10 protein-coding genes are annotated in these 13,617 nt (G+C 45.0%); 4 read left to right on the top strand and 6 right to left on the bottom strand.

The window, feature by feature from the left end:
* Nucleotides 1–58: 58 nt before the first annotated feature.
* The 3 genes from treF to AC0VYA_RS09095 all read right to left on the bottom strand — a co-directional run bounded on the left by treF (nucleotide 59) and on the right by AC0VYA_RS09095 (nucleotide 3,967).
* A complete protein-coding gene (gene treF / locus AC0VYA_RS09105) occupies nucleotides 59–1,588 on the bottom strand; it encodes an alpha,alpha-trehalase TreF (protein ID WP_475490785.1) in 1,530 nt (509 codons plus the stop codon).
* Between the two features lie 4 nt (nucleotides 1,589–1,592).
* The gene (locus AC0VYA_RS09100; protein ID WP_475490784.1) at nucleotides 1,593–2,840 is read right to left on the bottom strand and encodes an MFS transporter; all 1,248 of its coding nucleotides are present in this window, start codon (nucleotides 2,838–2,840) and stop codon (nucleotides 1,593–1,595) included.
* A gap of 101 nt (nucleotides 2,841–2,941) precedes the next feature.
* Complete coding sequence (locus AC0VYA_RS09095; protein WP_475490783.1) at nucleotides 2,942–3,967, bottom strand: LacI family DNA-binding transcriptional regulator; 1,026 nt, start codon at nucleotides 3,965–3,967, stop codon at nucleotides 2,942–2,944.
* A gap of 424 nt (nucleotides 3,968–4,391) precedes the next feature.
* Between AC0VYA_RS09095 and AC0VYA_RS09090 the strand changes: the two genes are divergently transcribed.
* Complete coding sequence (locus tag AC0VYA_RS09090; protein WP_475490782.1) at nucleotides 4,392–6,662, top strand: TonB-dependent receptor; 2,271 nt, start codon at nucleotides 4,392–4,394, stop codon at nucleotides 6,660–6,662.
* 125 nt (nucleotides 6,663–6,787) lie between these two features.
* Here AC0VYA_RS09090 and AC0VYA_RS09085 read toward each other — a convergent pair whose 3' ends face one another.
* Nucleotides 6,788–7,087: a hypothetical protein gene (locus AC0VYA_RS09085; RefSeq protein ID WP_475490781.1), complete on the bottom strand. Its 300-nt coding sequence runs from the start codon at nucleotides 7,085–7,087 to the stop codon at nucleotides 6,788–6,790.
* A gap of 468 nt (nucleotides 7,088–7,555) precedes the next feature.
* Here AC0VYA_RS09085 and AC0VYA_RS09080 point away from each other — a divergent pair, with 468 nt between their 5' ends.
* Complete coding sequence (locus AC0VYA_RS09080; RefSeq protein WP_475490780.1) at nucleotides 7,556–8,863, top strand: YHYH protein; 1,308 nt, start codon at nucleotides 7,556–7,558, stop codon at nucleotides 8,861–8,863.
* A 94-nt stretch (nucleotides 8,864–8,957) separates the two neighbouring features.
* Here AC0VYA_RS09080 and AC0VYA_RS09075 read toward each other — a convergent pair whose 3' ends face one another.
* A complete protein-coding gene (locus tag AC0VYA_RS09075; RefSeq protein WP_473480107.1) occupies nucleotides 8,958–9,260 on the bottom strand; it encodes a YkgJ family cysteine cluster protein in 303 nt (100 codons plus the stop codon).
* A gap of 235 nt (nucleotides 9,261–9,495) precedes the next feature.
* Here AC0VYA_RS09075 and AC0VYA_RS09070 point away from each other — a divergent pair, with 235 nt between their 5' ends.
* Entirely contained in the window at nucleotides 9,496–11,574 is a 2,079-nt protein-coding gene (locus tag AC0VYA_RS09070) for a S9 family peptidase (protein ID WP_475490779.1), read from the top strand.
* Nucleotides 11,575–11,691: 117 nt separating this feature from the next.
* Here the strand turns inward: AC0VYA_RS09070 and AC0VYA_RS09065 are convergent, their stop codons facing one another.
* Nucleotides 11,692–12,231: a DUF924 family protein gene (locus tag AC0VYA_RS09065; RefSeq protein ID WP_475490778.1), complete on the bottom strand. Its 540-nt coding sequence runs from the start codon at nucleotides 12,229–12,231 to the stop codon at nucleotides 11,692–11,694.
* A gap of 150 nt (nucleotides 12,232–12,381) precedes the next feature.
* On the opposite strand from AC0VYA_RS09065, the gene AC0VYA_RS09060 reads away from it, so the two are divergent.
* Entirely contained in the window at nucleotides 12,382–13,548 is a 1,167-nt protein-coding gene (locus AC0VYA_RS09060; RefSeq protein ID WP_475490777.1) for an aspartyl/asparaginyl beta-hydroxylase domain-containing protein, read from the top strand.
* Nucleotides 13,549–13,617: the final 69 nt, after the last annotated feature.

The following is a 13,617-nucleotide window of genomic DNA, read 5'->3' as shown; positions in this document are numbered from 1 at the left end:
AGCCAAGGTTTTATAACAGAAAATACAATCTACATTGAGCGATAAAGCCAAGTCATGATTATATTAACAAATCATAAAACGCCAATGTCACGCCATTCGTCCAACCAAACCCTTGCTGTACTTCGTACTCCCCGCCATCCGCTAAGCTATCAAGTGAGTGCACATTGTATTTTTCCATGATGTTTCCGCTTTTGATAAAATGAGCGTCTACGGTTTTTAACCAGCGCTGCATAACGTTCCTCGCATCTTCCTTGTAGCCATAATTGCGTAAACCGATAACAGCAAACCAGTGCAATGGCGCCCAACCATTGGGGGAATCCCATTGCTGACTCGTCGCATTCAAAGTGGTTAATAATCCCCCCTCTTGCAAAAATGTCGACATTAATGTGCTCTTAACGCTTCTTGCCTGCTGAGCACTTGTAATATCGACAAATAAGGGCAATGTTGCTGCTAGCGAGCGTACGTTGAGTGGCTGTTGTTTAATGAACTGGTAATCGAAGTAAAACTGTTCTTGGTCTGACCAAAAATAACGGTCGATGGCTTCTTTGCGTGCATCTGCTCGAACATTGAAGTGTGCCGCTTGATCATGATGGTTAAGCAGCCCATGGTATTTGGCCAAGTTACGTTCTAAACGGTACAACAAGCAATTTAAATCCACGGGAACAATTTCCGTGGTTTCTATTGAAGCAAGTTCATGACTGTCCGCCAACCAGCGTGAGCTAAAATCCCAACCAGATTCACACGCCGCACGAATATTTCGATAGAATTCAGCTCTTTGCTCCTGTGGCAAGTCCCGTGCTAACTCAATGTCTTCTAGATATGACTCAGTGCGTGGAGTGGCAAGGTTATCCCAATATCGATTCAGTATTGCGCCACACGGCATACGTACCACTCGCTCTGCAGCTGCGCCGCCATTAATGAGCTTGTCTTCGTTGTGCATCCAGAACCGATACTCTTGCTCCATGCCTTCAATACATCGTAAAACAAATTCAGTGTCTGGTGCATTATCATGATTAACACACAGCTCCACCATCATTCCTAACACAGGCGGTTGAGAGCGAGAAAAGTAATAGCTACGATTGCCATTAGGGATGCAGCCTAACCGTTCTTGCAATTCAATAAAGTTCAACACCATATCTTTAATAAGGTGGGTATAACCTGATTGGTTTAACCCTAGCGCGGTAAAATAGCTATCCCAGTAATATATTTCACGAAAACGGCCACCTGGTACTATGTACGAGTGATCCAGCGCTAATAATGTGCTCATCGTATCTTTACGATCAGGCTGGCGTATCAACTTAGGCCATAGCTGTTGTATGTATTCTTTTAGGGTTACCTTGGCTGTCGAATCATTTAATTCAATATCTGCTGGTAGGATAAAATGGCTCTCTACAAATGCATCGAGAGAGAAATTCGCCAGAGATTTATGACGCTCATATTGTTCCACAACCTCTTTCCAACTCGAACGTGGCGTAGCGTCGCAAATCGTTTTGCTGTCGTTAAAAAGCGCTTCAAGTTGAATGCGTCTAAATAATTCACTTTCAAAAAATACAATGCTTGGGTGGTCAAATGAAATCGAGTCACTCATGGTCCTACGCTCCTTCAACTGACACAGAACGATTGTTCACGGAAAGTTTTCTAAAAATATACAAACTCAGCATGATCATCATAATAGGAATAAGTGACATGTAAAAGGCGTGTTGTCCGCCAAACTTGTCGAAAACGACTCCCGTAAGGATCGAGCCAAACGTTCCCCCTAACGCCGAGAAAATAACGATCAACCCTGTCATTTTTGCGTGCTGTTTATTGGGTAAAGCACTGAGTACCACTGAGTTAATAAGCGGATAAATCGGCGCCATAAATAAGCCAATTGCAGGCAGTAAATAAGCTGCAAGCGGTGCGTCAAAAATGCCCGCGACCACTTGGTTTTCAGCAACTTGTGTCATGGGTAAGGTCAGCAGTATGGTTAGAAACATCATGACCAAACAGGCATTAATAAATACGTACCAAGGGACAAATCGCAACAAAAAACCAGCCAACAAACGACCAAGCGCAATCATGGCTGCAAAGATACTGGTCAATTGAATACTGATGTCTACGGGTAAGCCCAACACTTCGCGATTAAACGTGGGTAGCCACGAGCCAATTCCCTGCTCTACCAATACGTAAAGGAATACTGAAATAACGAAAATGAGCACCAATGGTTGGTACGTTAGCTTAAGCATGTCAACAAACTCGCTTAATGCACTGTCTTGATTTGCCTTAAAAGGTTCACGCTCAATCGGTGCGAAATACACAAATATGGCGGCTAAGCTAATCAAGCCACCTAATAGGTAATACACGTTCAACCACTCAAGGGAAGCAGGATCATCAGCGTTAATGAACCCACTGAAAACCCAATAGCCAGAGAGCACGCCGACCATAAAAATACCTTCTACCGTGTTCATCAGTGATGAGTGACTCTCTGTATTGTCACTGAGCTGCCCTATCAATGAATACACAGATATTTTGACCAAAGCGAACGCGGTACCGATAACGGCAAACAGTATCTTAATAAAAAAGAACTCGGCAAAAAGCGGGGTCAGTAAACACACCACAGCGACCAGTACTAAACCCAAACAAAGTGCAACTTGATATCCTATGCGGGGAATAAATGACGCAACAAAAAACGATACAAAGGCAATAGACAAGTCCTTAAAACCTTCTAATGTACTAGCGTCAGTTTTGCTGACATCAAAACTGGTGATCGACTGTAAGATCACCGTGCCCACACTGTTGAGCAGAACAGCAAACACGAAATAGCACAGTGAGATAGCAATAATGGTCAGCATTCGATTCATAGGATAGGTCTACTTTTGAGAGAATGAGTAGAAGTGTAAATTGTAAGTTAACACAATGCAATCGTTTGCATTCAATAATACATTAAAGGTTGAATTAGTATTTATAGGTTATGTTTCGTTGATTGACGCGCCACTAGTGCGATGTCTATCAAAGAAGAGTCGACTTTTCTACCTTCAAACTGCGCAATTAGCTTGTCGACCATCACTTGTGCAGCACGCTGGGTATTTTGTTTAATCGTTGTTAATGAAGGGTACGACAATTCAGCCATCATAATGTCATCAAACCCAACGATAGCAACGTCGCTAGGAATGCCAATGTAACGTTCTTTCAATGCGCGCATTGCGCCTAAGGCAACCATATCGCTACAAGCGACGATGCCGTCGAAAAACAGCCCTTTGGATAAAATAAGTTCACTGATTTTGGCATATGCTGCACTGCTAGTAATGTCACATGCGACGGTGAATGCCCCATCGAATGTGATCGAGTGCGCTTTAAGCGCATCTTGATACCCCCGGTAACGTCCAGTCATCTCCATATGCTCAGGGTCGCCCAAGAATAAGATATTTTTGCATCCACCAGTAATCAAATGTTGTGTGGCGATCTCGCCGCCTAAATGATTATTACTGCCGACAGCGGGATAATTAGACTCGGTTTTTGGATCGCCCCATACCACCATAGGTACACCAGATTCAGCCACTTCCTTTACTTTTTCATCACTCTTGCCTTGGCCTACAACGATAAGACCATCTGCACGCTGACTGTTAATAAAATAGTTGGCCCAATTGTCTGTGGCCATAAACGAATTAGATAACAATAAGTCATAGCCTCTGGTATTTAAGGCTTGGTTTAGATCGCCCACGATTTTCAATAAAAACGGGTCGCTGATACTCTGCTCAGTGTGATCGATTAGGTTAAGAATAACCGCCACTACTTTGGTTTTTTGGGTGCGTAAACGACTTGCGGCGGTATTGATACTAAAATTGCGTGACGCCGCTAACGCTTGAATGCGTACCCGCGTGTCTTTTTTAATCAAAGGGTTGTCACTCAACGCGCGAGATACTGTAGATGCTGACACCCCAGCCAGACCAGCCAAGTCGTTCAAGGTCAATTTTTTGTTACTTTTCAATCTATTACCCAAATTTATTGATTCATTGCACGCGATTATTGAATTAGCTACTTATACCATTGCCCGTTGAAAAGTGAGCACTCAGCGAGCGTTTAAAAGAAATGCCTCAGCGGCTTTTACTCTGCGTTCTCACTATTTGAAAGGGAACAACCATTACTGCATAGCGACGCCTTGTCAAAAACCGCTGGACGCATTCTGAGGCGGCACTTATTTATGCGAATTGGTATTATCAGTAAAGCCTGCTAAGTCTAGTGTAATCGTTTTTAAACAATACTACACCCTCCCCCAGCAAGAAGCCTCAAACAAATTCCCTGTGAAATCAACACATTCCACATTAAATGCAAACGATTGCAAAATACCAATTGCAATCGTTTGCATTTGTACATATCGTTAACACCACACTAACAACAGGACAGTCAAGCACATGAATTTAACAACACACAAACTGAATTCTCTAGCTCTGAGCATTTCGATGGCACTGGTGTTGCCAAGCACGGTATTGGCACAACAAGAAGATGACCAAAGTAACAAAAATGAGAATATCTATATTGAGCAAATCGTGGTCACGGGCAGTGCCAGCGGTACTGCAGTGCGCAAAGTAGAAGCAAGTTACGCCACAACCCTTATCAGCGCGGCTGACATTAAAAAACTTGCCCCTAAAAGCACAGCTGACCTGTTTAAAGCCATCCCTGGCGTTTGGGCTGAGAGCTCAGGTGGGGTGTCTGGTGCTAATGTATTCGTTCGCGGATTTCCGGGCGGCGGCGATGCACCGTTTTTAACCTTACAAGTTCAGGGCGTGCCTATTTTTCCTCCTTCAACACTATCTTTCCTTGAAAATTCGTCGCTGTTTCGCATTGATGAAACCATTGACATCGTTGATGCATTGCGCGGTGGGCCAGCCTCTGTAGTATCCAGCGGCCAACCCGGTTTGACCACTAACTTTTTGCTGAAAGAAGGGTCTGATGAAACTGAAGGCTCAATTAAATATTCCACCTCAGACTATGACTTACAACGTGTTGATGCGGTTGTTTCTGGAAAATTAGCGGAAGATCTTTACTTCATGTTTGGTGGTTATGTTCAGCAAAGCCCGGGCATTCGTGATGCTGGCTTTAACTCTGAAAAAGGCAACCAGTTCACTCTCAACATCACTAAAGTGTTGGATAACGGTAAAATCAACTTTTTCACCCGCACCACTGACGATCACGGTGCATGGTACTTACCTACCCCGTTAGTGGATGGCGTTGATAACAGCTACACCCAACTTGGCACACTTAATCGTAAAGCCACGATTCAATATGGACCAGAAGGCACATCTGAATCAGTCGATTTTAGTGAAGGACGTGGTTTCAAAGGCACGGTAACAGGGGGAAGTGTAAACCTAGAGTTTGGTGAAGGATGGACATTTGTTGATCGCTTCGCGCATTTATCTGGTGATGCCGATACCCTCGGCTTAGTCCCTAATGGCAACCCAACACTGTTATCGAGCGTGGCTGATAATGGTGTATCAGCCACCGGCGCCGTAACAGGTGACGTATATGACGGCGATACGTTAGTCCAGCAAATTGGTCGCTGGGTAGTCCGTAAAGATATCGAATCTTTTACCAATGATGTGGCTGTTACGAAACAAACGGATAAATATAAAGCGTCTCTAGGATTATATGTTGCCAACTTTTCATCAGATGATTGGTGGAGCATCGGCAATCAGTCATATCATGTTATTCGCCCCGGTGGTGAGAATCTGACGGGTATCGATTGTAACGATAACCAAGACAGTTGCGACTGGAACTACGATTTAAATGCCACTGGGGATGGCACAACCAAAGCGATTTACGCCGCTTTTGAATATAAATTAACGGATACCCTTACCGCTGATGTTGGGGTGCGTGATGAAAACCACACCATTGATTACACTGTAGATGAAGGCCTAGACGGCATGATTACCAAAGCGGTTCAATATGATGAATCTGACGTGGCATTTACCGCTGGGGTGAATTGGCAGTTCCAACGTGAACAAGGTGTTTTTCTGCGGTATAGCGAAGGCAGCAAAATGCCTTACTTTGATGACCTACGAGAAAATTTTAATAGCTTTTCATCAGGTGAAGACTTGATCACAGACGTGACCCAAATAGAACTAGGTTATAAATTAGCTGAAGCGAACTACACCGTTTATGCCACAGGCTTTTACAACGAAGTACAGGGTGACCGCTTTCAAGCAGTACCAGGTGCTCCAGTCCAAACACTGACTAACGAAGCTTATGGTGTTGAAATAGACGCCAATTACTTTGCAGACAACGGTTTTTCTATCTCGTTGAATTCGACTATTCAAGAAACTGAAATTACTGAAAGCCCCACTAACAAAGGTAATGAAGCACAGCGTCAACCAGGTTGGCAGGTACGCTTGACGCCAAGCTATGACTTTGAGTTTGATGACTTCTTTGCCACCTTATATGGCACCATTTCTATGGTCGATGATAGATTTGCCAATAACGAAAACACGGTCGTTTTAGACGGATATGAAAAATACGACGTCGGTCTGATAGTGCAAGGTGACTCTGGATTAACCTTCGAGTTAGCGGTGCAAAATATCACTGATGAAGATGCATTAACAGAAGGTGACCCACGTAATCCTAGCGCGCCAATTGGTCGTTACATTTTACCCAGAACGGCAACCTTCAGCGTCAGTTACGCATTTTAATTACAGCTTATGAACCCAAAAGCGCGTTATGCTTATTCCCTGCGTTATATACATAGCGCGCTTTTGTCACTGCTTTGTCTGTGTAAATGCTGGTTTATAAAGTACTGGATTATAAAGCGCCAGTTTTAAGTTACTGCATCCAAAGCGCTAATAACTTGCGCTACATCCTCATCTGTCGTGGCCCAATTACTTAACGCAGCGCGAATAATAGGCTCGCCCTTCCACGCCCCACGGGTTAACAGTACCCGACTTGAGGCATTCAATTTCGCCATGCATTCACCACTTGTGATGCCAACCACGTCATTGTTTGGTTTAAACAGCACAATATTTAATTCGCAGGGCTTTAATAGCTGATATTTATCTGTAGGGTGCAGCCACATCGAAAATGCGCGAAAACGACGAGAGTTTTCGATGCCCATCGACATACAAGACACCGTATTTTAAGAGGTGGCTTAATACTGTGGCTAACACTGCCTGAGATAAATACCCAAACACTTGCGGACGAACTCAGCAGTATGACGTGTATGTAGAAGCAGAGGCTCAGTTCTCAAGCTCTCGCTATTATCACGACAGTCTGCGTATGAACGCGTAATAACATAAAGAGTGTAATACCTCCCTATTTAAATCCCGTCACACATTTGCACTAGTTCTGCACACTTCAAGGCATTATTCAGGGGTTATACGCTAAGGCTTGCTTGGCAAATGCGTTATTATACGCGTACCGAATGTCGACCCTCTGAATACTTAAACAAGCAATCAATGCGATTGATTCACGCATATAGGTGTTTAGTCTAAACGACGTTTGATTTAAGCGACGTTTGCTCTATTCAGACATGGTTAACCTCTACTCATATCAATCGAGTTTAATACAACCACATTACACAAGGTGCCCTATGACCCGCTGTCATACATTAAGACGCAGTAATATATGCTCATTATCCGCTAGAATGATTAATACACTTAGCGCAGCGCTTATTGCGCTCGCCGCCCCTCTTGCAATCACCGCCTGCAGCGATGAAACACCATCGACTCAAAAATCGATTGCGGTGCGAAGTGCAACAGCCGATGCATCCCAAGTGAATATCAATCTGTTCAGTCTTAATGCATTGGCCAAGCAGCCAGAAATCGTGGCATGCACATTAGAAAATGGCGATGACGCCCAATGTGCAAAATTGGTGGTGAAATACCTGCCAGATGAAGTGGAAATAGGCCCATTTTGCCCTAAGACCCTCGAAGATAAAGGCGGCATTTGGGACTGGGACGGCTCAAAGGCAGGCTTATATCGCTTAGATAAAGACTTTCTCAGCATGCTAAACGAGCAAGGCTACACTTTTTATGATGACGATGGCACGGTGCATATTGTGGATAATGCCACCGCCAAGCCCACTGTCGATCACGCATGTATTCAGGTATCAGAAGACCAAGACGTTAAAATCACTTTATTGATACCGACCTCGCCCGTCATGGCTGAAACAGCATCTCGTTTAGGCGTCGTATCTAAAGTGGGTATTGCTGTGGCTGGCGTGCCGATTTTCTCAGATGCCCCCAGTGTGCAGCGCACAGGCCATTTACCTGCGTTAGATACCTGTGCAGGCCATGTTGACCCTGGAGGTTGGTATCATTATCACGGCACGTCCAGCGATATTGATAGTGTGTACGCACATGAGCATGTGGACGCTAAGTGCACTAACTTAACCCAAGATCCAGCTGCGCTTTTCGGTTATGCCTTTGATGGCGTGCCCATTTATGGCAGTGTCGATGCCGATAATGTTATGCCGACAGACTTAGACCAATGCAATGGCCACACAGGCTTGATTGGCGACAGTGGTATCAGCACTTATCATTACCATTCAACCAATACATTTCCAAATTTACCTAAATGCTTAAAAGGCGTGGTGGCTAAGAACAATTTCTCAACTACCGCCCGAGCAGGCGTTGGCGCCCATCCACCAGCAGGGACTAAAATCACCCGTAACGAGCCCCCCGGTGGCGGTCGCCCTCAAAATATGGGTAGAGACGGTAATATAGCACCCCCGGGATTTGATAAAGCAGCGGAAAAACTTGGCGTGACGCAAGCGCAGTTGATGCAAGCCATGGACGATGCAGGCGGCCCCCAAGCTGATTTGGCCAAAGTAGCCAAAGCCCTGAACGTGAGTGAGGCAAAATTAAAGGCCGCCCTACCCGAGCGGCCAAACCACTAACCCTTATATATTCAAATGCGCTCATAACCATAGGGTCAAAGCCTGTGAGCGCTCTAAAACGCCAGTTCATGGCCTTTGCGCTTTTGATATTTTGTCATGTACGTTCGTCGAGACATTCAAAGCCACCCATCTCGAACTCACGGCAAATAAGCGGGCGGTTCTCATATATGGTGCACAGCATGGTTTCTCGGTCGACCGCTGCGCACCAGCCGTCTTCTAAACGAAGCATGACTTCCCCGCCCCACTTGTCCTGCGCGATATATTTCTCCGGCACGCCTGTTTCAGTTATCAACATCACCTCAAGGCGGCAGCAATTCGCTCGGCACGTACTGCATGTTATGTCTTCGTTGACCGGTATGTTGGTGACATCTATTGTCGTACTTTGTTCTGATTTCATCTGTTGAGTATAAATATGCCGCTGCTGATAAAGCTAATTTTACACTATTTGCTTTAGTTCAGGCGCCATAAAATGACGACAACATGTCTAAACATTGTTGTATCTGGCCTTGGAGTGCTGCAACTGAACGACATCATTTGCAGTCTGTCTCATTGGGTATTCTTGATAACTAATGACTGTGCTAACTTATTCAAAAATAAAAACCAATAAAACAAAAACAACAGGGAACATTTAAGTGAAATTAATCAAAAAATCGATCGCGCTGGCGATGCTGGTTGGCCCATTGGCCATAACGGCCAGTAACGCCTCGGCTCAGGCCACAGAAAATACCCTCAAACTGCAAGATGTATTCACCTTAGAATATGCCTCAGGCCTGGATATTACCAAGGATGGTGAAACCGTTTATTTCGTGCGTAACTACATGGACATTCAAAACGATAAAAAACGTGGCAACATTTGGAAGGTCGATAAAAATAACGTATTGACTCCAGTGACCAATGGCTTACATGCTGATTTCAGCCCTACCTTGTCACCTGATGAAAGCAAGTTAGCTTATATCTCGACCGCAAGCGGCTCAGCGCAAATCCACATCAAATGGCTAAATACCGGGCAAACGGGTCAAATGACCCATCTAACGGGCTCTCCGTCTAATCTTAGCTGGTCACCCGACGGTAAAATGCTTGCCTTTAGTCAGTTTGTGAAAGGCACGCCTAAATCTCCCGTGAATTTGTCAGGCAAACCGGAGGGTGCCAAGTGGGCGGACTCGGCTATTTTTATTGATGATTTATTTTATCGGGCAGACGGTGCGGGTTATATCCCGGCAGGAAATAACCAAATTTTTGTACTCTCAGCGGATGGCGGCACCCCTCGGCAACTCACCCAAGGTGAGTTTAACCACGGGGGCAGTATCAGTTGGAGCAGCGATAGCAAAGCCATTGTTTTCTCGGCAAATCGGCACCCCGACAGTGATTTAGAGCTCACCGATGACAACGTATATAAGGTGGATGTAGCCAGTGGCGGGATGCTGCAGCTAACCGATCGTATTGGTCCAGATAACAGCCCATTGGTCTCTCCTGACGGCAAATTGATTGCTTATTTGGGATACGATGAAAAGTACACCAACTACGAGAATACTCAGCTTTACATCATGGATGCTAATGGCGGCGTGAGTCGCTCCCTTACCTCTGAGTTCGACCGCTCGGTAGGCAGTATACAATGGGCGAGCGATAGCAAAGGCGTGTACCTAAGTTATGACGATAGCGGCGAAACCTATGTGGCTTACCAGCCCTTACAAGGTGACCGAAAGATTGTTGCTGATAAAGTTGGCGGCTTGGCGTTTGGGCGCCCTTACTCGGGCGGTGAGTTTGATGTAGCCAATAATGGCACCGTGGCGTTCACTTACTCAAACCCACAGCGCCCAGCTGACATTGCTATCAAAAAAGGTGACAAGGCCACGTTACTCACGCAATTAAATGAAGATGCCCTCGCCCACAAAGACATAGCAAGCATCAAACCGATAAGCCTTAAGTCGTCTTTTGACGAATTACCTATTCAGGCATGGGTTGCTTACCCGCCGGGATTTGAACAAGGCAAAAAAGAAGGCAAACGCTACCCGCTTATCTTAGAGATACACGGGGGGCCGGTCGCCAATTACGGGCCGCATTTTTCCACTGAAATTCAGCTAATGGCAGCGCAAGGTTATGTAGTGGTATACGCAAACCCACGAGGCAGTGATAGCTACGGCAAAGACTTCGCGCAAACTATCGATAAAAACTACCCAAGCCAGGATTACGATGATTTGATGTCCACGGTAGATGCCGTAATTGCTCAAGGCGCAATCGATGAGAAAAACTTATTTGTGACAGGTGGCTCAGGTGGCGGTACCTTGACTGCGTGGATAGTAGGTCACACCGAACGATTTACCGCAGCCGTTGTCGCTAAACCGGTAATAAACTGGTACAGCTTTGTATTAACGTCTGATTTTTACCCGTTTTTCTATAAGAATTGGTTTGGTAAAAAGCCTTGGGAAGCGCAAGACTTATACATGGAGCACTCGCCTATCAGTTACGTAGGCAACGTCACCACCCCCACTATGTTACTCACTGGTGAGTCAGATCACCGCACGCCGATTTCGGAAACAGAGCAGTATTATCAAGCGTTGAAATTACAGGGCGTTGAATCAGCAATGGTGCGTATACCGGGCGCATCACACGGAATTTACGCTAGGCCAAGTAACTTAATGGCAAAGGTCGGCTATATCCTTTGGTGGTTTGATGAGCATCGCACAGATAAAGACACATCTAAGAGCAAATAATAGCTGATTGAGCTTAGGTTCTGATGCAATACAAGCAGGCTTGAATATCACGTTCGTGCCTGCTTTTTTTATTCTATTAGTAATACAGCCGCTCACGATTTTAGAAGTATCAATTGTTCAAAAACGTGAATTGGCTTGGGTTAAGAACTTGCGCTCTTCTTCAGTCGAATTGCGCTGCAAAATATCGTTCCTATGGGGATAACGACCAAATCGCTGAATAATCGCCATGTGCTTTAATTCAAAATCACAGGTATGTTGACTTGCTTTGTTTTCAAACAAAGGCTGTGCTTGCTGGTGAATCGTTAAGGATTCACTGTGCATAAACGGCATGTACATAAAATTACGCTGAGACTCACCCAGTTCATCATCCGCTTTCACGGCTAGTGCTTCTTGTGCTAATGCAAGTGCTAGCGGGTCATACATAAATGCCCGAGGCGTATCGCGGTAAATATTTCGCGAGAACTGATCTATCACGATGATTTCCGCCAAGCGCCCTAGCGCTGTGCTACGCCAATGATTCAGCTCGCATTGTATCCCTTGCTGATGCACGTCGGAAAATCGTTCCTTTAGTTCGGCATCAAAAGCAGCACTTTTTTGCCACCACTGGGATGGCGTAAGTTCATCAAACCAAAATTCAATAATGTCTTCGTAAGCCATCTTTTTATTTTCCAGTTAATTAATTAGTGGACACTTCATGGGCAAATTTGAAGCACTCAGAGGCAGTAGATGGTGCTAAAAACAAAAACAGGAACTTGTTTTTTAGCCGCTAAGAAAGTAGCTTAACACGATAATAATAAGGAACACCTCATGAGCGACACATCTTCTAATGCGCTGCAACTGCAGTCTGCCATCGCACTTTTACAACAAGGTCAATTACAACAAGCTAGACATAGCTTTCAGCACTTATGCAACCAAGCACCAAATCTCACTCATGCGTGGTTTGGGTTGGCCTTTGCCTGCTCTCAGTTGGAAGATTTTGTAGCGTCTATTTCAGCGATCGAAAACGTGTTGGCAAAAGAGCCGAAAAACGTCAAGGCATTAATTTTCAAGGCGGACCAACTGGCGTATAACCAGCAAGAGCGAAGCGCCCTAGCATTCTATGAAGGAGCGTTGCAGTTAACAGAAGGTCAGCAAAACTTACCCGATGAAATTGTTCGCGGTTTGCAACGAGGTTTAGCACTTCGTGAAAAGCATGATAATCAATATTCTGATTACTTGCTCGAAGCGCTGCAAAAAAAGGGGTATCAACGGGGTAAAACAAGTCGTCGCTTCGATGAGGCGCTAGATATTAGTTTTGGTAAAAAAGAAATATTCCTGCAACAACCCACACGGTTTTACTTTCCAGGTTTACCTCAAAGAGCATTCTTTGAACGTGATGAGTTCCCTTGGCTCGGTGAGTTGGAAGCAAAAACACCCGAAATAAAAGCAGAGCTAGAAGTAATGTTAGGAGGAAAAGAGCTGTTTTCCCCCTATCTAGATAGCGGCAGCAATGAGCCAAATTTTGTTAAACATCTTGATATTGTCGATAGTTTAAACTGGTCAGCGGCCTACTTATGGCATTATGGTAAGTTAGACGAATCAATCACTCGCCAGTGCCCAATAACTACGCAAGCGCTTAATTCTGCTCCCTTACCTTTCATCGCGGGGCAAACCCCGGTGGCGCTGTTTTCCAAACTAAAAGCAGGTGTTAAAATACCACCCCACCATGGGTTATTGAACACTCGGTTGATATGTCATTTGCCCATTATTGTACCGAAAGATTGTGGTGGTTTACGGGTTGGAAACCAAACCCGAGAATGGGAGGAAGGTAAGGCCCTTATTTTTGATGACAGCATAGAGCACGAAGCATGGAATCATAGCAACGACGAGCGTGTGGTGTTGCTATTTGATATATGGCGACCAGAATTGACTGAAGATGAACGGCGCTTGATCACAGATATGTTAGTGGCTGTTGACGAGTACCCTGATTTATAACCCTGACCTGTGACCCTGCCAGCAACCAATCCATGCCCTAACGAATAATATGGCAGGTCATCCTAATCA

It is taken from the genome of Paraglaciecola sp. QJM3NY_14 (genome assembly GCF_056173245.1).
The sequence above is the reverse complement of the archived record's forward strand: the minus strand, read 5'-3'. Positions and strand labels throughout refer to the sequence as shown.